Below are 21,646 nucleotides of genomic sequence, written 5' to 3' on the forward strand. Positions count from 1 at the left end.
GGTGACGCCGCAGGGCCTGTTGCGCTGGGGCGAAAGATGTCGCCCACAGGGTGGGCTCCTACGGGCCCAGTAGCTTGTCGAGGATTTTCTCTAGCCAGGCTTTTTCGTCCTCGCTGAGCTTTTCCAGCAATTCGCGCTCATGGGCGCGGGCGAGGGGGGCCACTTCGTCGTGGATGGCCCAGCCGGCCTCGGAAAGGTTCAGCACCGAGCGGCGCTTGTCGCCGTCGAAGGTGCCCCGGTCGATTCGGCCGGCTTCCACCAAGCGCGCCACGGCGCGGCTCACCGCCACCTTGTCCATGCGGGTGCGCTCGACCACCTGGGTCGCCGAACTGGCCGGGAACCGGGCCAGGATCGTCATCACGCGCCATTCCGTCATGCTGAGCTGGAATCGGCCCTGGTACTCGTCCGCGATCGACTGGCTGACCGTGTTCGAAAGGATCGACAGGCGATAGGGCAGGAAGTGTTCCAGCTCCAGCGGGGCGTGGGCGGGGACGGGTTCGAGGGTCATTGCTGCGCCGATCCTTGCAAATGGTTACAAGTGAAACTATAAGGTGCCGGTAGACGGCGCAAGCCGCCCCCCAGCCAGGAGTATCGCTTATGAGCGCCCAGCCCAATATCGGTATGGAAGTCACCACCTTCGAAAACCCGCAGGGTGTCGATGGCTTCGAGTTCGTCGAGTTTGCCGCGCCGGAGGCGAAGCTGCTCCACGATCTGTTCCCCCGCCTTGGCTTTACCGCCGTGGCCAAGCATAAGACCAAGGCCATCACCCTGTACCGCCAGGGCGAATGCAACTTCCTGGTCAACGAGGAGCCGAACTCCTTCGCTGCCGATTTCGTGTCGAAGCATGGCCCCTCGGCCTGCGGCTTCGCTATCCGCTTCAACCGCCCGGCCACCGACGTGCAGAAGACCGCGCTCTCGAACGGCGCGGAGCTGCTCGATAGCCTGACCGATACGCTGGCCCTGAATGTCCCGACCATCAAGGGCATTGGCGACGCCTGCCTGTACCTGATCGATACCTACGGCGCGAAGGGCGATTGCTTCGATGCCGAGTACGATTTCTTCGCTGGCGTTGATCGCCACCCGAAGGGTTTTGGCCTCACGTTCATTGACCACCTGACCCACAATCTGCACTTCGGCAACATGCAGAAGTGGTCGGATTACTACGAGCGCCTGTTCAACTTCCGCGAGATCCGCTACTTCGACATCAAGGGCGCGAAGACCGGCCTGGTCTCGAAGGCGATGACCGCGCCGGATGGCATGGTCCGTATCCCGTTGAACGAGAGCTCGGACCACGGTTCGCAGATCAACGAATACATCCGCGAATACAACGGCGAAGGCATCCAGCATATCGCCCTGTTCACGGACAACATCTACGACACCGTGGAAGCCATGCGTGAGAAGGACGTGGCCTTCCTGGATACGCCTGATACGTATTTCGAGGTGATCGATGTCCGCATCCCGAACCACGGCGAAGACGTGCCGCGCCTGCAGAAGAACAAGCTGCTGATCGACGCGGACCCGGAAACGCACAAGAAGTTGCTGCTGCAGATCTTCACGCAGAACAACATCGGGCCGATCTTCTTCGAGATCATCCAGCGCAAGGGCAACGAAGGCTTCGGCAACGGCAACTTCCAGGCGCTGTTCGAGTCGATCGAACGCGACCAGATGCGCCGCGGCGTGATCTAAGCTCGAACGCCCGGCTCCCATGACGCCGGGCCCCCACCGTAGGAGCCCACCCTGTGGGCGACGCCTTTCGTACAAACGCCACACGACCTGTGGCTCTTTCGCGAAAAGATGTCGCCCACAGGGTGGGCTCCTACGGCATCATTAGGCTGGCATCGCTTCGGGATTTCACGATGAGCCACACCGACGACACCAACGGCTACCAGACCGGCTTCGGCAACGAGTTCGCCACGGAGGCCGTGCCGGGCGTGCTGCCGACGGGCCAGAACTCGCCGCAGAAAGTGGGTAAGGGCCTCTACGCCGAGCAGCTGAGCGGCAGCGCGTTCACCGCGCCGCGCCATCGCAACCTGCGTAGCTGGCTGTACCGGATCCTGCCAGCGGCGCAGCACTCGCCGTTCCGCGAACTCGCGCACGCCACGTTCCACAACCGCTTCAACGACGCACCGCCCACGCCGAACCAGATGCGCTGGGATCCGCTACCGATGCCGCCGGCTGGCACGGATTTCATCGATGGCTTGTTCACCATGGGCGGCAATGGCGGCCCGGCGGAGCAGGGTGGCGTGGGCATCCACCAGTACCTGGCCAACCGCGATATGGCGGGCCGCTACTTCTACAACGCCGATGGCGAGCTGCTGATCGTTCCGCAGCACGGCCGCCTGCGCATCCGCACCGAACTGGGTGTGGTCGAGGTCGAGCCGCTGGAGATCGCTGTCGTCCCGCGTGGCATCCGCTTTCTCGTGGAATTGCCGGATGGCGAGGCGCGCGGCTATATCGCCGAGAACTTCGGCGCGCCGCTGCATCTGCCGGACCTGGGTCCTATTGGTGCCAACGGCCTGGCCCATCCGCGTGACTTCCTCACGCCGGTCGCGGCCTACGAAGATCTCGACGGTGATTTCGCCCTGATCGCCAAGTTCCAGGGCCAGCTGTGGCAGGCCGATATCAACCACTCGCCGCTGGATGTGGTGGCGTGGCACGGCAATTACGCGCCGTACAAGTACGACCTGCGCCGCTTCAATACGATCGGCTCGATCGCCGTGGACCATCCGGATCCCAGCATCTTCACCGTGCTGACCTCGGCCAGCGATACGCCGGGCGTGGCGAACATGGATTTCGTGATCTTCCCGCCGCGCTGGCTCGTGGCCGAGCACACCTTCCGCCCGCCGTACTTCCACCGCAATGTGGCCAGCGAGTTCATGGGCCTGATTACGGGTGCGTACGACGCCAAGGCCGGCGGGTTCGTGCCGGGTGGTTCCAGCCTGCATAACTGCATGAGCGGCCACGGCCCGGATAACGCGAGTTTCGAAAAAGCCTCCAGCGCGGACGTGAGCAAGCCGGACCACATCACCGGTACGATGGCTTTCATGTTCGAAACCCGCAAGGTCATCCATGCCAGCCAGCAGGCGCTGGCCTCGGAAGCCTTGCAGGGCAATTACTACGAATGCTGGCGCGGGCTGAAGAAGCACTTCGACCCGAACGCCGCCTGATCGACCAAGGAAACGCATGAAACTCGCTTCGCTGAAGGAAGGTGGTCGCGACGGTACGCTCGTCGTGGTCAGCCGCGACCTGACGAAGGCCGTCAAGGCCACCGGTATCGCCAGCACCATGCAGGCGGCGCTGGATGACTGGCACGTCGCCGCACCGCGCTTGAATGCGCTGGCCGAGGACCTGGAAGCCGGCAAGGCCGAGGGCGCCTTCGCGCTCGACATCGGCAAGCTCGCCGCTCCGTTGCCGCGTGCCTTCGAATTCGTCGACGGCAGCGCCTACCTGCCGCACGTGGAGCGCGTGCGCCGCGCCCGCGGTGCGGAAGTGCCGGCCTCGTTCTACACCGACCCGCTCATGTACCAGGCCACCAGCGCCGGCTTTCTCGCGCCGCGCGATCCGGTCGTGGTGCCGAGCGAGGAATACGGTATCGACCTGGAAGCCGAAGTGGTCGTCATCACCGATGACGTGCCGATGGCTGCTGATGCGGCCACCGCGTCGAACCACATCCAGCTGGTCGGCCTGATCAACGACGTCTCGCTTCGCGGGCTGATTCCGAACGAGCTGGCCAAGGGCTTTGGCTTCCTGCAGTCCAAGCCGCGCTCAGCGCTCTCGCCGGTGTTCGTGACCCCGGATGAGCTTGGCGACGTGTGGCAGGACGACAAACTGCACCTGCCCATGCGCACGTGGATCAACGGCCAGTGGTTCGGCGAAGCCGAATGCGGCGTCGATATGCAGTTCAACTTCGCCCAGCTCGTGGCCCACGCGGCGAAGACGCGCCCGCTCACCGCAGGAACCATCGTCGGCTCGGGCACCATCGCCAACGAAGATACCGGCAAGGGTGCGTCGTGCCTGGCCGAGCAGCGCACGGTGGAAACCCTGCGCGATGGTAAGCCGACTACGCCGTTCCTGAAGTTCGGTGACACGATCCGCATTGACGTTACCGACAAGGAAGGGCGCTCGATCTTTGGGTCGATCGAGCAGGCGATCCAGAAGGCTTGAGTTCGTCGTAACGTCCATCGCGCGCAAGCGTGCTCCTACACGTGACCTGCGTTGCTCTTGTAGGAGTGTGCTTGCACGCGACGAGCGGTGGGATGAGCTGGAAAATCAGGCAATAAAAAAAGGGCCCGCTTCGCAGCGGGCCCTTTTTCTTTATCGCGTTGTAGGTTGATCGCGTGCAAGCACGCTCCTACAAGGGTGCGATTACTTCGCAGCCATCAGGGCCTTGGCCATGTCGAGCATGCGGTTCGAGAAGCCCCACTCGTTGTCGTACCACGAGAGGACCTTCACCAGCGTGCCGCCCATGACGCGGGTCTGCGTCGCGTCGTAGATCGACGAGTGCGAGTTGTGGTTGAAGTCGATCGACACCAGCGGCTTGGTGTTCACGCCCAGGATGCCCTTCAGCTTGCCGTTGGCGGCTTCGTTGATGGCGGCGTCGATCTCTTCCTTGGTGGTTTCACGGGCGGCCGTGAAGGTCAGGTCGACCACCGAGACATTGATCGTCGGCACGCGCATGGCGAAACCATCGAGCTTGCCGTTGAGCTCCGGCAGCACCAGGCCCACCGCGGCGGCGGCGCCGGTCTTGGTCGGGATCTGGCTGTGCGTGGCGCTACGGGCGCGGCGCAGGTCGGAGTGGTAGACGTCCGTCAGCACCTGGTCGTTGGTGTAGGCATGGATCGTGGTCATCAGACCATGGACGATGCCGACCTTCTCGTGGAGCACCTTGGCCAGCGGGGCCAGGCAGTTGGTGGTGCACGAGGCGTTGGAGATGACCTGCAGGCCCGAGTGCAGCTTGTCGTCGTTGACGCCGATGACGAACGTGCCATCCACGTCCTTGTCGCCCGGGGCCGAGATGATCACCTTCTTGGCGCCGCCGGCGATATGCGCGCTGGCCTTGGCCTTGGAGGTGAAGAAGCCGGTGCACTCCAGGACCACGTCGACGCCATGCTCGCCCCAGGGCAGCTTGGCCGGGTCGCGCTCGGCGAACACCTTGATGCGGTCGCCGTTGACGATCAGGTCGCCGCCGTCCACCGACACTTCGCCCGGGAACCGGCCGTGGGCCGTGTCGTACTGGGTCAGGTGCGCGTTGGTCTCGGCATCGCCGAGATCGTTGATCGCGACGATCTGGATATCCTGGCCATTCTTCTTCGACTCATACAGCGATCGCAGGACATTGCGACCGATACGACCGTAACCGTTGATGGCGACCTTGATGGTCATGTGCAGCCTCCGGGTGGGAATTGCGGATGAGGTGAGGGCTAGGGGCCTAAACCTCCATGGTAACGGAAGGTCGCAGGGCCCTGCTTGCTGCAATGCCGCGATTTGTCATTCGTGCCTCAGCCCGGGTGTGGCACACTTGGCCGTTGGCCCGCCCCGGAAACGTTTACTGTCCCATGAAGACGCCCCATAAGCGCCGCACCATCGCCACCCTCGTGGCCCTGTCCCTCACCGCCATGGCCGGTACGGCCGGTGCCTGGGGCGATATTGGCCACCGTATCGTCGCTGACCTGGCCTGGCGCCAGCTCGACCCGTCGGCCAAGGCCGAGGTGGAGCGCCTGCTGAAGGCGGATGGGGACGATTCCCTCCCGGACATCGCCAGCTGGCCGGACCGCCTGCGCGACAACCCGGAGACCCGGGATCTGGGCAAGGCCACCGGCCCGCTGCATTACGCCGACTTCCACGACCCCAAGTGCCACTACAACCCGCCGGTGGATTGCGCCGACGGCAAGTGCGTGATCGGCGGCCTGGAAAAGTACGTCGCCATCCTGGGAGACCGGCACAAGTCCAACGCCGAGCGTGCCGAAGCGCTGAAGTTCGTCGTCCACTTCGTGGGTGACGTGCACCAGCCGCTCCACGCCGGTAACCGCGACGACAAGGGTGGCAACGAATACCAGGTGCAGTTCGACGGCAAGGGCACCAACCTGCACAGCGTGTGGGATTCCAAGCTGCTTTACACCAGCAACCTCAAGTGGGACGCCTACGCCGACAAGCTGGCCGCCGAAGGCCCGGTGACCCTGCCCAAGCCCATCGCGCCGCTGGATAACCCGTACGCCCAGTGGGCGGAGGAATCCTGCCAGGTCGTCGCCCAGCCGGGCTTCTACCCCGATAACCACAAGGTCGACGACGCCTACGTCGCGAAGAACCTGCCGACCGCCGAGCTGCGCCTTCGCGAAGCCGGCAAGCGCCTGGCCGACCTGCTGAACAAGACGCTGGACTGATCCCCAGCGCTCGTCCCCCTTTCGAGAACACAGACCAAGGTAGAGAGAGATGACCGAAATCCAGGTACGCCGCACCAAGATCGTTGCCACCCTCGGCCCCGCCACCGACGCGCCGGGCATGCTCGAGAAGATCCTGGAGGAGGGCGTGGATATCGTTCGCCTGAACCTTTCCCACGGTACGCCGGATGACCACCGTGCCCGCGCTAACGCCGTGCGCGCCGCCGCGCTGGCCGTCGGCCGCGAAGTTGGCATCCTCGCCGACCTGCAGGGCCCGAAGATCCGCATCGAGAAGTTCGTCGATGGCCCGATCGACCTCCTGCCGGGCGACAGCTTCGTGCTCGATTGCCGCCCGGATGCGCCGGATGGCAACCACACACGCGTGGGCGTGAGCTACTACGACCTGCCGAAGGACGTGGTCGCCGGCGACATCCTGCTGCTCGACGATGGCCTGGTGGCGCTCTCCGTGATCGACGTGGCGGGCAGCGAGATCCACACCCGCGTGGTCATCGGCGGCCGCCTCTCGAACCGCAAGGGCCTCAACCGCCAGGGCGGTGGCCTCAGCGTGTCGGCCCTGTCCGATAAGGACAAGAACGACATCAAGCTGGCGGCTGAAATGGGCGCCGACTTCCTCGCCGTCTCGTTCGTCCGTACGGCCGAAGACCTGCACGAAGCCCGCCGCCTGCTCCGCGAAGCCGGTGGCGATGCCGCCATCGTCTCGAAGATCGAGCGCGCGGACGCGATCCCGGTCCTCGGCGAAATCATCGACGCCTCCGACGTCGTGATGGTGGCTCGTGGCGACCTCGGCGTGGAAATCGGCGATGCCGAGCTGCCGGGCCTGCAGAAGAAGATCATTCGCGAGTCGGTCATGCGCAACCGCTCGGTGATCACCGCGACGCAGATGCTGCAGTCGATGGTGCGCGCACCGATCCCGACCCGCGCCGAAGTGCTCGACGTGGCTAACGCCGTCATCGACGGTACCGATGCCGTGATGCTCTCGGAAGAAAGCGCCGCGGGCGCCCACCCGGATAAGGCCGTGGCCGCCATGCGCCGCATCTGCCTGGGTGCCGAGCGTCAGTTCGAGCCGCGTGACGACCTGCGTCCGAACGCCGCCACGCTCGATCGCACCGATCAGGCGATTGCCCTGGCCGCCATGCAGCTGGCCTCGCAGGTCGGCGTTCGCGCCATCGTGTCGCTGACCGAATCGGGCGCCACCGCCCAGTGGCTGTCCCGTTACCGTTTCGCCGTGCCCATCTACGCGATGAGCCCGTCCGACGTCGCCCGCCGCCGCATGCTCATGCTGCGCGACGTGCAGCCGGTGGCCTTCGAAACCGGCAACCTCGATCCGGCACACACGGCGCGCGCGGCGCTCCAGCACCTCTTCTCGCTGGGCAAGCTGGCCAAGGGCGATCGCGTGGTCCTGACCCACGGTGACCATATCGGCCGCCACGGCGGTACCAACACGCTGAAGCTGCTGGTGATCGGCGACGACGGCATCCCGGATAGCCTGCGCGACCTGTAATCGCTCTTGTAGGAGCGCGCGCAAGCGCGCTCCTACCGTTTTGTTAGTGCTTGCCGGCCAGGCTGCGGCCGCGGCCGATGCCGTAGTAGGCCAGGCCGGCTTCTTCGACGGCTGCCGGGTCGTACAGGTTGCGGCCATCGAAGATCACCGGCGTGCTGAGCAGCGATTTCACGCGGGCAAAATCGGGGCTGCGGAACGCCTTCCACTCCGTGACGATCACCAGCGCATCGGCACCTTCCAGTGCTTCATAAGGGCGGCCGACGAGGGCGAGGTCAGGGCGGTCACCGTAGATGCGGTGCGTCTCCTCCGCTGCTTCCGGGTCGAAGGCGCGGACCTTGGCACCGGCATCCCACAGCTGTTCCATCAGGCGGCGGCTCGACGCTTCGCGCATGTCATCCGTATTTGGCTTGAACGCCAGGCCCCAGACGGCAACGGTCAGGCCCTTCAGCTTTCCGTCGAAATGCTTCGACAGCAACGCGAAAAGGCGCGATTTCTGCGCATCGTTCACCGCTTCGACCGAGTTCAGCAGCTTGGCGTCATAGCCGACGGCGTGCGCCGTGCGAGCCAGTGCCTGCACATCCTTGGGGAAGCATGAGCCGCCGTACCCGGCACCCGGGTAAATGAAGTGGTAGCCAATGCGCGGATCCGCGCCGATGCCCTGGCGAACCAGCTCCACATCGGCGCCTACGTGTTCGGCGATGTTGGCGATCTCGTTCATGAAGCTGATCTTCGTCGCCAGCATCGCATTGGCGGCGTACTTGGTGAGCTCCGCCGAGCGCTCATCCATCACCACCATGCGGTCGTGGTTGCGGTTGAACGGTGCGTAGAGCTTGCGCAGCACACCGATGGCACGCTGGCTGGACGCGCCTACGATGATGCGATCCGGGCGCATGCAATCCTCGACGGCATCGCCTTCCTTCAGGAATTCGGGATTGGAAACGATATCGAAGGGCACGTCGACACCACGGGCCTGGAGGCGTTCCGCCACGGCCGCCCGGACCCGGTCAGCCGTGCCGACGGGGACGGTCGATTTGTTGACGACCACCGTATAGCGATCGATGTGGTCGCCGATGGTGCGTGCCACCGCCAATACATACTGGAGATCGGCGCTGCCATCTTCATCCGGCGGAGTGCCCACCGCGATGAACACGATATCGGCATGGGCGATGGCCGGTGCGGCATCCGTCGTGAAATCGAGGCGGCCGTCGGCATGATTCCTGAGGACCATGGGCTCCAGGCCCGGCTCGTAGATGGGAATCTCGCCCTTCGTCAGGCGCTCGACCTTGCCGGCGTCGACATCGACGCACACGACGTGGTTACCCATTTCCGCCAGGCAGGTGCCGGTGACGAGGCCGACGTAGCCGGTGCCGAAGATCGTGACTTTCATGGAGGTCCTTGTACCTTTCGGCGGGTTCGCCGCAGCCATGGATTGTAGTCTGCCCGAGAGGGGCGGAGAACCGCGCGGGTGGCCCCCCGGGGTGCGCTAACGTCGCAGAGGGTCCGCTCATACAAAATCGGCCGCGCACGATTCCACACGCCCGGCTTACGTCCGTGGCGGTACACTCTTCGCCCTGGCAAACCCATGAGGACGTCATGATCCGAACAGCCTTCCACGCCGGCGCCATCGCCGCCGCCGTCCTCCTCCTCGCCGCCGGCCCCGCCGCGGCGCAGACCACCCGCAAGGTCGCCCCCGACCGCCTGCCTTACTACTGGACGCTGACCAACACCTCGGTCAACGCCGATGTGCCGAACACGGGCAAGAATCTCGACCAGCCAGGTTGCGTCGCGGTCACCTACATGATCGGCTCGAACGGCCTGCCGCAGAACGTGGTGGCCGCCAAGACGTTGCCGCGGGGCGATCTCGCCCAGGTCGCCGTCAGCGCCGTGAAGGACTTCCGCTATGCCGCATCGGGCGTCAACCGCGCGCAGGAGCCCGTGGTGACCTATTACGTCGTGGGCTTCAACCTGCCGGAAGACCGCGCACGCAAAGACGCGATCCTCAAGCAGTGCGCCCTCCCGGGTTACCAGACCACTTGATCGGCTGACCGCGCCGCACAACGCCTTTCCCGAGGTATAGCCCTATACTTCGCCGGTTTTTTGCACTCGCCCCGCCGCAAGGCCTGGCAATACCACTACTTCCATTGGAGTTCCCATGAGCATCGAAGACCTCGAACAGATCGCGCAGGCGATGGTCGCCCCGGGTAAGGGCATCATCGCCGTCGACGAATCCGCCACGACCATCAAGAAGCGCATCGAGGCCGTGGGCCTGGAGAACAACGAGGAAAACCGCCGCAAGTACCGCCAGCTGCTGCTGACGGCGCCGGGCCTGGGCGAATACATCTCCGGTGCCATCCTGTTCGACGAAACCATCCGCCAGAAGACCGACGATGGCCGCAGCATGGTCGAGGCCATGAATGCCGCCGGCATCCTGCCGGGCATCAAGGTGGACAAGGGCACGCACCCGCTGGCCGGCTGCCCGGGCGAAGTGGTCACCGAGGGCCTCGATGGCTTGCGTGAGCGCCTGCAGGAGTACGCGAAGCTCGGCGCCAAGTTCGCCAAGTGGCGCGCGGTCATCAAGATCACCGACGACACGCCGACCTCCACCGCGGTGGAATCCAACACGCATGCCCTCGCGCGCTACGCGGCGCTTTGCCAGGAAGCCGGCCTCGTCCCGATGGTCGAGCCCGAAATCCTGATGGACGACAAGGACAGCGTGCAGGACCTGGACACGAGCTTCACCGTGCACAAGGAAGTCCTGCAGAGCCTGTTCGCGCAGCTCGAGCTGCACAACGTTGAGCTCAAGGCGCTGATCCTGAAGGTCAGCATGGTCATTCCGGGCAAGTACGCGCCGAAGGAAGACCAGGTCGACGCCGAAGACATCGCCAACGCGACGGTCAGCGTGTTCCAGTACGCCGTGCCGGCCGCCGTCGCGGGCATCGTGTTCCTTTCCGGTGGCCAGGGCGATCAGCAGGCGACCGAGAACCTCAACGAGATCAACAAGCTCGGCCCGCATCCCTGGCCGATCAGCTTCTCGTACGGCCGTGCGCTGGTCTCGGCCGCGCTGGAAACCTGGGCCAAGGACCAGAAGGGCAACTACGACGCGGCCCAGAAGACCGTGGTCGAGCGCGCGAAGGAAAACAGCCTCGCCGCCCAGGGCAGCTGGAAAAAGAAGTAAGCCCCGCTCTTGTAGGAGCGCGCTTGCGCGCGATTCACGGATGCGGCAAGCACCCAATCGCGCGCAAGCGCGCTCCTACAGAAAGGCACAAAAAAACCGGGCGCCCTAGGGCGCCCGGTTTTTTTACAGCTACGTACTCAACAACGTGCTTGCTTAGAAGCGGTACTCAGCCTGCACCGACGTCATGTTGGTCGACAGGTTGAGGTTGTCCTTCTTCGCATCGTAGTGGTCGAAGTTCAGGCCCAGGCTCCAGTTGTTCGTGAAGTCGTAGCCGACGCCGACGCCACCGTACCAGCTGGTCTTGTCGAGGTTGCTGCGGGTGATGTCATCGTTGCTGGTGCCGTGGCCCTTCCAGGCGTACAGGCCAGCGCGAGCGCTGACATACCACTGCGGATCGATGTTGAACTTGCCGTTCACGCCGGCAGTCCAGCCGTGCAGCTCGGACTTGCGGCGATCCACCACGCGATTGTCATTGAAGAAATTCTTCGCGTGGATATTGCCGAGGTCGTTGTAGCCCACCTCAACACCCAGCGCGGCCCACGGGGTCACGCCCCAGCGGTAACCGCCGTTGAGCGCGTAGCCGGTGTCATGACCGTCGTACTTGCCCTTGTCGACCGAGGTACGGCCAACGTTGCCATTCACGAACCAGCCTGCGGCCGGGTTCACGTCCTGCGCAAAGGCCGGGGCGGCAACGACGCCAGCGGCAACAAGGGCAAGGGCGATAAGGGTCTTCTTCATGGTGGAACTCTCCTGCTTTTTATTTTTGTGGCACGGGCCGCATGGGGGAATCGGCCTCGTGCTCCGCACGGCGGGGGTGTCGTGCTCGAATACCTAGATATGGCGCCTTCGGATAGATTCAATACCGATTAGTTCAGTATTAAGCCGAAGTTAAGTCTCGGCGCCCGGGGCACCGAGACTTGCCCGTTGAAGGGGGAGGCTTAGAAGCGGTATTCGCCGGCCAGCGAGAGCAGGCCCGTCGAGCGCTTCAGGTCCGGCTGCGTCGTGCCGGTGGTGTTGTCGACGATCTTGCCGGCATTGGCGTGGAAGTAGTCGTAGGTGACGCCGACGCCGAAGTGCTCGTTGATATCCCAACCGGTACCGATACCGGCGTACCAGCTGCCGCGGTTCGGGCGACCGCCGCTCGAGAAGCCAAGATCCTGGCCCACCGAGTTGTTGTAGCTGCGGCCATTGTCGTTGGCGCGGAAGTAACCGCCGTGCATGGTGATGTACCACTGCGGCACGAGGTTGAGCTTCATGTTGGCACCGAGCATCCAGCCGCGCAGCGCATCACGCTGGCTCTTCTGATCGACGTCCTGGCCGGATTCGAAGACGTTCTTGACCCGGTAGTTGCCGAGGTCGGTGTAGCCCGCTTCAAGGCCCATGCCCAGATCCGGGCCGACCTTCCAGCGGTAACCGCCCAGCAGGCCGTAGCCGGTGCGACGGCCCTTTTCGCCGTGCAGGAAGTTGAAACCGTTGGTATCGCTACCGAAACCGCCGGTGTCGCTGCCGTTGGTACGGCCGACGTTGGCGCCGATGAACCAGTTGCCGCTACCGACGGACTGGCTCGGCTGGTAGTTGCCGGAAACCGCGGTGTTGTCCTGTGCAAAGGCCGGAACGGCCGCAAACGAGACGCAAGAAACTGCAAGGGCAAGGATTGCCTTCTTCATGGGAGTGTTCCTCTTATTTTCGGGGCGGGCGACCGACCACGGGGAAGTGGGGGATGTCGGTTGCCTTGGTCCATTAGAGCGATCCGAACCTGAAGAGATTCAAAAATCGAAGCCAAAAGATTAAGGCGGGGTTAACTTCGCGGCTGCGGCATGAACGTCCACGACAACGTGATACGCGATAGGCGACAATGGGCGCTTTCACCCGCCCTTGTGAACTGGAGAACGCCGATGACGACACGCCGCGAACGCGCCAATGCGATCCGCGCCCTGGCCATGGATGGTGTGCAAGCTGCCAATTCGGGCCACCCGGGCATGCCGATGGGCATGGCCGATATCGCTGAAGTGCTGTGGGGTGATTTCCTCCACCACAACCCCACGAACCCGCACTGGCCCAACCGCGACCGCTTCATCCTGTCGAACGGCCACGGCTCCATGCTGCAGTACGCGCTGCTGCACCTCACCGGCTACAACCTGCCGATCGAGGACCTGAAGAATTTCCGTCAGCTCGACCACCACACCGCTGGCCATCCGGAATACGGCCACACCCCGGGTGTCGAGACCACCACCGGCCCGCTGGGCCAGGGCCTTGCCAACGCCGTCGGTTTCGCTATCGCCGAGAAGGTGCTCGCTGAGCGCTTCAACCGTCCGGGCCACGACGTGGTCGACCACCACACCTACGTGTTCGTCGGCGACGGCTGCCTCATGGAAGGCATCTCGCACGAAGTGTCCTCGCTCGCCGGTACGCTAAAGCTCGGCAAGCTTGTCGCCATCTACGACGACAACGGCATTTCGATCGACGGCGAAGTCCACGACTGGTTCACCGATGACACCGCCGAGCGTTTCCGCGCCTACGGTTGGAACGTGGTGGTCGGCACCGACGGCAAGCCCGTCGATGGCCACGACCCGGAAGCGATCAAGACCGCCATCGCATCGGCCACCGCGCAGAGCGAAAAGCCGAGCCTGGTCATCTGCAAGACGATCATCGGCTTCGGTTCGCCGAACAAGGAAGGCAAGGAAGAGTCCCACGGCGCTGCGCTCGGCGAGAAGGAAGTGGCCCTCACCCGTGAGCGCCTCGGCTGGAACTACCCGCCGTTCGTGATTCCGGAAGAGATCTACAGCTCGTGGAACGCGAAGGATGCCGGTGGCAAGGCTGAGAAGGCATGGAACGAAAAGTTCGATGCGTACGCCAAGGCTTTCCCGGAACTGGCTGGCGAGCTGAAGCGTCGCCTCTCCGGCGAACTGCCGGCCTCGTGGAAGGACGGCGCCGCCGCCTTCATCAAGAAGCTGCAGGCCGAAGGTCCGGTCGTTGCTTCGCGCAAGGCCTCGCAGATGTCGCTCGACGCGTTCGGCCCGCTGCTGCCGGAACTGATCGGCGGCTCGGCTGACCTTGCCCCGTCGAACCTCACCATCTGGAAGGGTTCGAAGAACATTTCCACGGGTGGCGACCAGGGTAACTACATTCACTACGGCGTGCGCGAGTTCGGCATGTCGGCCATCTCGAACGGCATCGCGCTGCACGGCGGCTTCATCCCGTACGACGCGACCTTCCTGGTGTTCTCGGATTACGCGCGCAACGCCGTGCGTATGTCGTGCCTGATCCCGGCGCATGCCATCCACGTGTACACGCACGATTCGATCGGCCTGGGCGAAGACGGCCCGACCCACCAGCCGGTGGAGCACCTCGCTTCGCTGCGCCTCATCCCGAACAATCGCGTGTGGCGCCCGGCCGATGCCGTGGAATCCGCCGTGTCGTGGAAGAAGGCCATCGAGCGCGCCGGCAACCCGTCGGTGCTGATCTTCTCGCGCCAGAACCTCGAACATAACCCGCGCACGGAAGAGCAGGTCGCCAACATCGAGAAGGGCGGTTACGTCCTGTTCGAGCCGAGCGAGAAGTTCAAGGCCATCATCATCGCCACCGGTTCGGAAGTGGGCCTGGCGGTGGAAGCGGCGAAGGCACTGGGCGACCAGGGCACGCCGACCCGCGTGGTCTCCATGCCCTGCACGGAAGAGTTCGACGCACAGTCGCCGGAATACCGCGAAGGCGTGCTGCCGTCGTGGTGCCGCGCCCGCGTGGCGGTCGAAGCCGCTGCCGTGGACTTCTGGTACAAGTACGTCGGCCTCGACGGCAAGGTCGTGGGCATGACCACGTTCGGCGCCTCGGCTCCCATCAAGGTGCTCTACGAGCACTTCGGTATCACCGCGCATGCGGTGATCGATGCGGTGAAGGCTGTCGCGAAGTAAGTCAGCGTCTGGTTGTACGGAATGAAAAAAAGCCCCGGGTGGGAACCCGGGGCTTTTTTTGTTTCGGCGTGAAGAGGAGACCTAGTCGCCGCAGACGCCGGGATGAGCGGATGAATAGAAACGAGATCGTTTTCTCTCGTCCCGGGCAAGGGGTTCTTCTATACAGGTCATGCCGCCGTAGCCCTTGGTGGCAAGTGCAGCTGTTGCTGTCCAGAGTGCCCAGTAGACGCGTGAATCCGGAATAGCTTGACGAAACGCTAGGGGTGAGGCCGGCCTCCGGCGGCCACCTTGCTCTGCGGAGGCAGGGAAGAGTGGCGATGTCCAGTCGGGGGCATTGTAAGCGTTCGGCGCAGTGTGATTTACGCGTTCATCGAGCCATGCAAATGAAGTCAGGAGTGCGAGTTTTAAGTAGTTCACAAGAAGGCCGCGTGCGTCAAGGCAACGGCGTCTTGAAGTCGCGGCCCAGGTAGCGGCCCTGTGCTATTCCTCCGCAAACCTTCGGGTCGCCGATGCAGTGCGGAGTTCCGGGCCGCCCCCGAGGCGGCGGAGCATCCCATTGAGGAGCGACCCATGAACGCTTTGCACCCTTTCGCAGCAGCACTTCGACATTTCCGCTTGCGTCCCACTTCTTGACCTTAAGCACCATTGCCCGCCCCCAGTCGTCGACGGTGAAAATGCTGTCTCTCCCGTGTGTACCCGTTGACCAAACCGGGTGGCCATTGCCGGTGTAGAGAACGAAATTGCCGTCCGCTTGCATGTTCGCCGTGACCGCACCGGATCCTTGTGTCCACGTTGCCCAGATGGCGGCGCCATCGTTGCGATAGACGACAAGGTTCCCGTCGTGCTGCATAACCGCGTGATAGCGACCGCTGGAGGAGGGGAGTGCCTGACCGGCGGTTAGATTGTGGCCTGGATGTAGCACGGCGGCCTCTGAGACGGTCGTGGCAAGAAGTGCTATCGCCGCTATGGCGGCGGCAAACGAGCCGTTGTTCGTGATTCTCCGTTTCATGTTGTCTCTTCCTTTGTTGGCTAGCGATTGATCGCCCGAACATAAGTCGTTGTCTCCATGGCGGAGATGGGACTTATGCACAGCGTTATGCAGCGCGTATCCACACGGGCTGTGGATAACGGCTTTGTTGTCTTGCTGCAGTGCTTAGTTTTTAAGCATCGTGAGCTAAGTCATTGGTGGCGTTGTGTGGAACGGACTTATCCACACGCTTATGCAGGCGGTATCCACATGGCGTGTGGATAACCACGGATGAGTCGCTAGCGGCGGCGTTGGTGATTGGCAGCGCTATCGAAGGTCGGCGAGACCCAGTCAAGCTTGGCGCGGCGACGCAGCATCTCTTCGACAAGGGGTTCTGCTCGCTTGTCGCGTGGCTTCCAACGACGGGCGTTGATGACGACGGCCGCTCCCCAGGAGTTCACACCGAAGACGCGATGGCGGCCATGCGTGTCGGTCGACCACACGATATGCCCGGCGAGGTCTTGAAGCACAAAGTGGCCATCACGTTGCATGGCTGCACGGATGACGCCGCTTCCCCGCGTACCTGCGGTCCAGGTGCGCGTGCCGTCGCGGCGATAGACGGCGAACTCGCCTTCGGCATTGAGCATGGCGTAGTAGAGCTCGTTCGAGGAGTACAGCCGATCACCAGCGGTCATGATCTGGCCTGGCCCCAAGACTGCCGCATCGGCGGCGGTCCCGGCGAGAAGAAGTCCAGCGAATAAGATGCGGCAGCGATTGCGGTGTGTGTCCATCACACGGTGTCCTTCCATGGCACCCCATTGGTGTCGCCAAAGCTTAGTGAGGGGTCAGGAAATCTCCGAGAGGGTTTGGCGGGTCCTTGTGTCGGCGCTAAGGCCTGTTGCGTGTAGGCCTTGGCTGACGGGCGCGGGGACCGCCTGCCTGCTAATCTTCCGGTTTCCATGGATGACCCGAGCCCCATGAGCCACCCGCGCCGCGAGCGACACGCCTATTTCCCGTATATCGATGGCCTCCGTGCCATCGCGGTGCTGTCGGTGCTGGCGTACCACCTCAACAGCGCCTGGCTGCCGGGTGGGTTCGCGGGTGTGGATGTGTTCTTCGTCATCTCAGGGTTTGTCGTCAGTGCATCGGTGGGACAGCGGCCGCCGGGTCCTCCGCACCGTTTTTTCCTGTATTTCCTCTCCCGTCGCATCCAGCGCATTGCGCCGGCCCTCGTCGTCTGCCTGCTGGTCACCTGCCTCGCGGCGACGTTGTTTATCCCGGACGCGTGGCTAAGCGAGAACAGCCAGGAAACGGGCAGGTATGCGTTCTTCGGGTTCAGCAACCTGATCCTGTCGCGTAATGCCAATAGCTACTTCTCGCCGACGGCTGAGTACAACCCCTACACGCATACCTGGTCACTTGGCGTCGAAGAGCAGTTCTATCTGCTGTTTCCCCTGCTGTGCTGGGTGTGGACGCTGGGCGGCCGCTGGCGGCATCTGGCCGTCTCCCTGGCGGTCGTGGCGATAGTCGCGTCGCTCGGATATGCGGTGCATGTACAGCCGGTGGCGCCGCTGCATGCGTTCTATCTGCTTCCCGCGCGGCTCTGGGAACTGGGTGCAGGCGTACTCCTTTACCAGCTGATGGCGTTAAGCGGGAAGCGCTTCGACCACGAAGCGACGCAGCGCCATCACCCGTGGCGGACCGTGCTGGGAGCTGTGGGCCTGGCGCTTGTGGTGTTCGCGCTGGTCTCTGCGAAAACGGAGCGATTCCCCATACCCGATGCATTCGCTGCCGTAGCCGGTACGTTGCTTCTCCTCGGGGCCCTTCACCAGCAGCCTGTGGCGTCGCCACTGGTGCGACTGTTGACGCTGCGGCCAGTGCGAGCCGTCGGCGCCATCTCCTACTCGCTCTACCTTTGGCATTGGCCTGTCGTCGTCCTGTTCCGCTGGACGGTTGGTCTGGACCAGCCAAGTCACCAGATCGCGGTTATTGCTCTGTCGCTGATCCTGGCCGTGCTCTCCTGGCGGTTTGTCGAGAATCCCGTGCGCCGTTCGGCCAGGGTGCGGAATCTCCCGCGCATCGCCGTCGTGGCGTGTGGCCTGTTGGGCCTTTACGCCGGAACCCACGTTTTCCGCGGCATCGACCATAAGCAACCCGAATGGTCGTTGAGCACGGTGGCCCGTCACGCGGATGACTGGTATCCCACGAAACTGGTGCGTAAGACAGCGCCGCCAGCTTGCGGGGTGGGTGCGCCTACGGTAGATCGTGTCGCCGAAGGCGTGCGAATTACCTACACGCGCGCCGCGTGTGCGAGCCCGATATCGGCTCCCGCGGTCTTCGTCGTAGGTGATTCCCATGCCATGGCGTTCGGCTCGATGTTCGCCGACTACACTCGTGACACGGGCGCCACGGTGACGCTCTACAACAATGCAGGTTGCTCCTTCCTTGCTTTCCAGGGGGGTGTGGAAAGCACGCCGCGCTGCCAGGCGAGCATCCAGGCCGTCGTCGCGGACTTGGTGCCACGGCTGAAGGCAGGCGATGTCGTCTTCCTGCCGTCGTTACGCATGCCGCGCTTTGTCGACCAATGGGTCCGTTATCCGCACGCAGATGTCATCTCGGCCTGGCTCTCGGATAGCGCATCCGCAACCAGAGCGAAGGCCGCCGTAGAGGGCAGGGAAAGCCTCGACCTGTTGGCGAAAACGGGCGCTTCGATCGTCATGGAGGCACCCAACCTCCTGCTTAACGCACCGCTCTATCGTTGCGCTGACCCGTGGACCCAAAGCAACCCGATGTGCCGCGGTGGCCCTGCCGTCGATCGAAACGAGATCGAGCGGCTTCGCGCGCCCATGTTGAAGACTATCGCGACAGCAACGCAGGGGCTTCCGCGCACAAGCGTATTCGACCCGTTTCCTGTGATGTGCCCGGATAGCGCCGTATGCGAGGGCTTCAGGGACGGCAAGCCGCTGTTCTTCGATGGCGACCACGTCAGCGCGTTTGGCGATCGCTTGTTGCTTGGGCCTTTCACTGAGGCGATGCGCCAGGCGGCGAGCAGTGTGGGCAATCATTAATCAGCGAAAGCTAAGTCGCTGAGGCGAAGGGGCTTCTCTCGCTTATCCACAGGTTTGTGCAGGGCGTATCCACATTCGCTGTGGATAACGCCACTTGGTGATGATGCACACAACATCCGCAGATGCCTCGGCTCTTCGAAATGCGCCGGCGGGTTCGACTTCCAGACGATCGCCAAAGGCTCTTACGCTGAGGCTCAGCGAATGCCCTTATCCATCGACTTGTCTCCCACAAAGCTGCGGTCACCGGAGCGGCCGGGGTTGCCGGAGGGTCCGTAGCCCATGACGTTCGACTGGTCGACGACCTCGATGTGAGCAAAGCTGGTGCTTTGTAGAGCCATGACGGTGGCCGCGGTGAGCAGCCGCGCGCCCGGACCCAGCTTCTTCGCAGCAAATCCGTCCGCAAAAGGCGATTTTGCCGATGGCGGCGTGCTCGTATCGACGCTATGAAGTGGGGGCGTCCAACTCCCTGGAGTCGCCTGACTTTCGGCGGCATGAGCGGGGAGCAACGAGGCGGCGGAGAGTGCCGACAGAAACAGGACAGCGCGCATATTTCCTCCGTGACAGTCGCGATGCAGCATGCCGTAACGGTAGCTCGGGAAGGGCGCGAACGAAAGTGCCGTGGTCGCGTCGTGACCAGCATGACCTAAGTCATTGCAGGAAAAGGTCTGGTCCGGGTTATCCACACGGTTATGCAGGGCGTATCCACATTCGCTGTGGATAACGCCCTTGTTGGTTACGCCAGCGCAAGAATCTCCGCAGGCGTCTCGACGACCTTCCACGCACCGGCCGCTTCCAGCTCGGCCCGGTCACCAAAGCCCCACAGCACGCCGATGCCGCGCACGCTGTTGGCGACGGCACCATCCATGTCGTAACGGCGGTCGCCGATCATGAAGGTCTCCGACTCCACGTGGCCGAAGTCGGCGAGCGCCGCGGCGACCATCTCGGCCTTCTCGCTGTGCGCACTGAGCGGGCCTGGTGCGTAAACGCGTTCGAATGCCGCTGCGAACGGCAGGTTGGCGAGGATGCGTTCGGCGTGTGCGCGGGTCTTGCTCGTCACGACGGCAAGCTGATGACCTCGAGCAGCGAGGCCGGCGATCAGCTCAGGGATGCCATCGTAAACGGTGTGCTCGGACCAGCCCACTTCGTGGAACCGCTCGGTATAGGCGGCGACGGCCGCTTCAACGCGTTCGCTATCGCCATCGAGAACCGCGCCGAAGCTCACGCGCAGGGGAGGGCCGATCCACGAGCGCATCGTGGCGTGGTCGGGCGGCTCGGCGCCGACAGCCGCCATGGAGTGGCGGATGCCGGCGAGGATGCCGACCTCGGAATCGATGAGCGTGCCATCGAGATCGAAGAGAAAAAGCATTACTTCTTGTCCGCCCGGGCCTTGAGCGCAGCGACGGCCGGGAGTTCCTTGCCTTCGAGGAATTCCAGGAACGCACCGCCGCCGGTCGAGATGTAGGACACGCCGTCTTCGATGCCGTACTTGTCGACGGCGGCGAGCGTGTCGCCGCCGCCGGCGATCGAGAACGCCTTCGAGGCGGCGATGGCACGTGCGAGCGTTTCGGTGCCCTTGCCGAACGCGTCGAACTCGAACACGCCGACCGGGCCGTTCCACACGACCGTGCCGGCCTTCGCGATCAGGTCGGCATAGCGCTTTGCGGTGTCCGGGCCGATGTCCAGGATCATCTCGTCGTCCGCCACCTGGTCGACGGCCTTCACCGTGGCCTTGGCTGAGGCCGAGAACTCGGTGGCGACGACCACGTCGGTCGGCACAGGCACGTCGGCGCCGCGCGCCTTGGCGTCGGCCATGATCTTCTTCGCGGTGTCGAGCAGGTCGGCTTCCACGAGCGACTTACCGACCTTGTAACCGGAAGCGAGGATGAAGGTGTTGGCGATACCGCCGCCGACGATCAACTGTTCGACACCGCCGACCAGGTTCTGCAGAAGCTCGAGCTTGGTGGACACCTTGGAGCCGGCGACGATGGCGAGCAGGGGGCGCTGCGGATTCTCGAGGGCCTTGCCCAGCGCGTCGAGCTCCTTCGCCAGCAGCGGACCGGCGGCGGCGATGGGGGCAAAGCGGATCACGCCGTGGGTCGAGGCCTGCGCGCGGTGCGCGGTACCGAAGGCATCCATGACGAACACGTCGCACAGGGCGGCGTACTTCTTCGACAGGGCTTCGTCATCCTTGCCCTCGCCGACGTTCATGCGGCAATTCTCGAGGACGACCACTTCGCCATCGGCGACATCGACACCGTCGAGGTAGTCACGCACCAGGCGCACCTCGTTGCCCAGCTTATGGGCCAGCCACTCGGCCACCGGCTTGAGCGAGGAGGCCTCGTCGAATTCACCTTCCTTCGGGCGGCCCAGGTGGGAGATGACCATGACCTTCGCACCGGCGTCGCGGGCGGCGACGATCGTGGGCAGGGAGGCATCCAGGCGCTGGGTGGAGGTGATCTTGCCGTTCTCGACCGGCACGTTCAGGTCTTCGCGGATCAGGACGCGCTTGCCGCGCAGGTCGAGGTCTTGCATGCGGATGACGGACACGGTGGGACTCCAGCTGGGGATGTCAGGAAAACCCTGATTGTAGCGTCCCCGCTAGAATCGGCGGACCACAGAAGGAAGTCCC

The 21,646-nt window shown here is 63.8% G+C and carries 19 protein-coding genes; 9 read left to right on the forward strand and 10 right to left on the reverse strand.

Annotated features, from left to right (window positions below):
• Window positions 1-58 precede the first annotated feature (58 nt).
• Entirely contained in the window at window positions 59-508 is a 450-nt protein-coding gene (locus tag L2Y96_RS04645) for a MarR family winged helix-turn-helix transcriptional regulator (protein WP_247333046.1), read from the reverse strand.
• An 89-nt stretch (window positions 509-597) separates the two neighbouring features.
• On the opposite strand from L2Y96_RS04645, the gene hppD reads away from it, so the two are divergent.
• From hppD to L2Y96_RS04660, 3 genes are all read left to right on the forward strand, one after another.
• Window positions 598-1,686, forward strand: coding sequence for a 4-hydroxyphenylpyruvate dioxygenase (gene hppD / locus L2Y96_RS04650; protein WP_247333048.1), 1,089 nt, complete (start codon window positions 598-600; stop codon window positions 1,684-1,686).
• 170 nt (window positions 1,687-1,856) lie between these two features.
• Entirely contained in the window at window positions 1,857-3,167 is a 1,311-nt protein-coding gene (hmgA, locus tag L2Y96_RS04655; protein ID WP_247333050.1) for a homogentisate 1,2-dioxygenase, read from the forward strand.
• 16 nt (window positions 3,168-3,183) lie between these two features.
• Window positions 3,184-4,164 (forward strand): fumarylacetoacetate hydrolase family protein, encoded by a 981-nt coding sequence (locus L2Y96_RS04660; protein ID WP_247333065.1) that lies wholly within the window; start codon window positions 3,184-3,186, stop codon window positions 4,162-4,164.
• Between the two features lie 201 nt (window positions 4,165-4,365).
• Here the strand turns inward: L2Y96_RS04660 and gap are convergent, their stop codons facing one another.
• Window positions 4,366-5,382 (reverse strand): type I glyceraldehyde-3-phosphate dehydrogenase, encoded by a 1,017-nt coding sequence (gene gap, locus L2Y96_RS04665; protein WP_247333067.1) that lies wholly within the window; start codon window positions 5,380-5,382, stop codon window positions 4,366-4,368.
• A 173-nt stretch (window positions 5,383-5,555) separates the two neighbouring features.
• On the opposite strand from gap, the gene L2Y96_RS04670 reads away from it, so the two are divergent.
• The gene (locus L2Y96_RS04670; RefSeq protein ID WP_247333069.1) at window positions 5,556-6,380 is read left to right on the forward strand and encodes a S1/P1 nuclease; all 825 of its coding nucleotides are present in this window, start codon (window positions 5,556-5,558) and stop codon (window positions 6,378-6,380) included.
• 49 nt (window positions 6,381-6,429) lie between these two features.
• On the forward strand, window positions 6,430-7,899 hold the full coding sequence (pyk, locus tag L2Y96_RS04675; RefSeq protein WP_247333071.1) for a pyruvate kinase: 1,470 nt from the start codon (window positions 6,430-6,432) through the stop codon (window positions 7,897-7,899).
• Window positions 7,900-7,942: 43 nt separating this feature from the next.
• On the opposite strand, the gene L2Y96_RS04680 is transcribed toward pyk, so the two are convergent.
• Complete coding sequence (locus L2Y96_RS04680; protein ID WP_247333072.1) at window positions 7,943-9,286, reverse strand: UDP-glucose dehydrogenase family protein; 1,344 nt, start codon at window positions 9,284-9,286, stop codon at window positions 7,943-7,945.
• Window positions 9,287-9,492: 206 nt separating this feature from the next.
• On the opposite strand from L2Y96_RS04680, the gene L2Y96_RS04685 reads away from it, so the two are divergent.
• Both L2Y96_RS04685 and L2Y96_RS04690 read left to right on the forward strand, forming a co-directional pair.
• A complete protein-coding gene (locus L2Y96_RS04685; RefSeq protein ID WP_247333074.1) occupies window positions 9,493-9,936 on the forward strand; it encodes an energy transducer TonB in 444 nt (147 codons plus the stop codon).
• 115 nt (window positions 9,937-10,051) lie between these two features.
• On the forward strand, window positions 10,052-11,074 hold the full coding sequence (locus L2Y96_RS04690) for a class I fructose-bisphosphate aldolase (protein WP_247333076.1): 1,023 nt from the start codon (window positions 10,052-10,054) through the stop codon (window positions 11,072-11,074).
• A 153-nt stretch (window positions 11,075-11,227) separates the two neighbouring features.
• On the opposite strand, the gene L2Y96_RS04695 is transcribed toward L2Y96_RS04690, so the two are convergent.
• A complete protein-coding gene (locus L2Y96_RS04695; protein WP_247333085.1) occupies window positions 11,228-11,812 on the reverse strand; it encodes a porin family protein in 585 nt (194 codons plus the stop codon).
• A gap of 200 nt (window positions 11,813-12,012) precedes the next feature.
• Entirely contained in the window at window positions 12,013-12,741 is a 729-nt protein-coding gene (locus tag L2Y96_RS04700) for an outer membrane beta-barrel protein (protein WP_247333087.1), read from the reverse strand.
• Between the two features lie 228 nt (window positions 12,742-12,969).
• On the opposite strand from L2Y96_RS04700, the gene tkt reads away from it, so the two are divergent.
• Complete coding sequence (gene tkt, locus L2Y96_RS04705) at window positions 12,970-14,982, forward strand: transketolase (RefSeq protein ID WP_247333088.1); 2,013 nt, start codon at window positions 12,970-12,972, stop codon at window positions 14,980-14,982.
• A gap of 433 nt (window positions 14,983-15,415) precedes the next feature.
• Here the strand turns inward: tkt and L2Y96_RS04710 are convergent, their stop codons facing one another.
• A complete protein-coding gene (locus L2Y96_RS04710; protein ID WP_247333090.1) occupies window positions 15,416-15,991 on the reverse strand; it encodes a hypothetical protein in 576 nt (191 codons plus the stop codon).
• Window positions 15,992-16,248: 257 nt separating this feature from the next.
• Entirely contained in the window at window positions 16,249-16,644 is a 396-nt protein-coding gene (locus L2Y96_RS04715) for a hypothetical protein (RefSeq protein WP_247333092.1), read from the reverse strand.
• Window positions 16,645-16,926: 282 nt separating this feature from the next.
• Here L2Y96_RS04715 and L2Y96_RS04720 point away from each other — a divergent pair, with 282 nt between their 5' ends.
• The gene (locus L2Y96_RS04720; RefSeq protein ID WP_247333094.1) at window positions 16,927-19,017 is read left to right on the forward strand and encodes an acyltransferase family protein; all 2,091 of its coding nucleotides are present in this window, start codon (window positions 16,927-16,929) and stop codon (window positions 19,015-19,017) included.
• A gap of 194 nt (window positions 19,018-19,211) precedes the next feature.
• Here L2Y96_RS04720 and L2Y96_RS04725 read toward each other — a convergent pair whose 3' ends face one another.
• From L2Y96_RS04725 to L2Y96_RS04735, 3 genes are read right to left on the reverse strand one after another with little or no spacing between them, the layout of a single operon-like run.
• Window positions 19,212-19,700, reverse strand: coding sequence for a hypothetical protein (locus L2Y96_RS04725; protein WP_247333095.1), 489 nt, complete (start codon window positions 19,698-19,700; stop codon window positions 19,212-19,214).
• Between the two features lie 50 nt (window positions 19,701-19,750).
• Entirely contained in the window at window positions 19,751-20,383 is a 633-nt protein-coding gene (locus tag L2Y96_RS04730) for an HAD hydrolase-like protein (RefSeq protein ID WP_247333097.1), read from the reverse strand.
• A complete protein-coding gene (locus tag L2Y96_RS04735) occupies window positions 20,383-21,564 on the reverse strand; it encodes a phosphoglycerate kinase (protein WP_247333099.1) in 1,182 nt (393 codons plus the stop codon). Before L2Y96_RS04735 ends, L2Y96_RS04730 begins: the two co-directional genes overlap by 1 nt.
• Between the last annotated feature and the right edge of the window lie 82 nt (window positions 21,565-21,646).

The organism is Luteibacter aegosomaticola, assembly GCF_023078475.1.
Lineage (GTDB): Bacteria > Pseudomonadota > Gammaproteobacteria > Xanthomonadales > Rhodanobacteraceae > Luteibacter > Luteibacter aegosomaticola.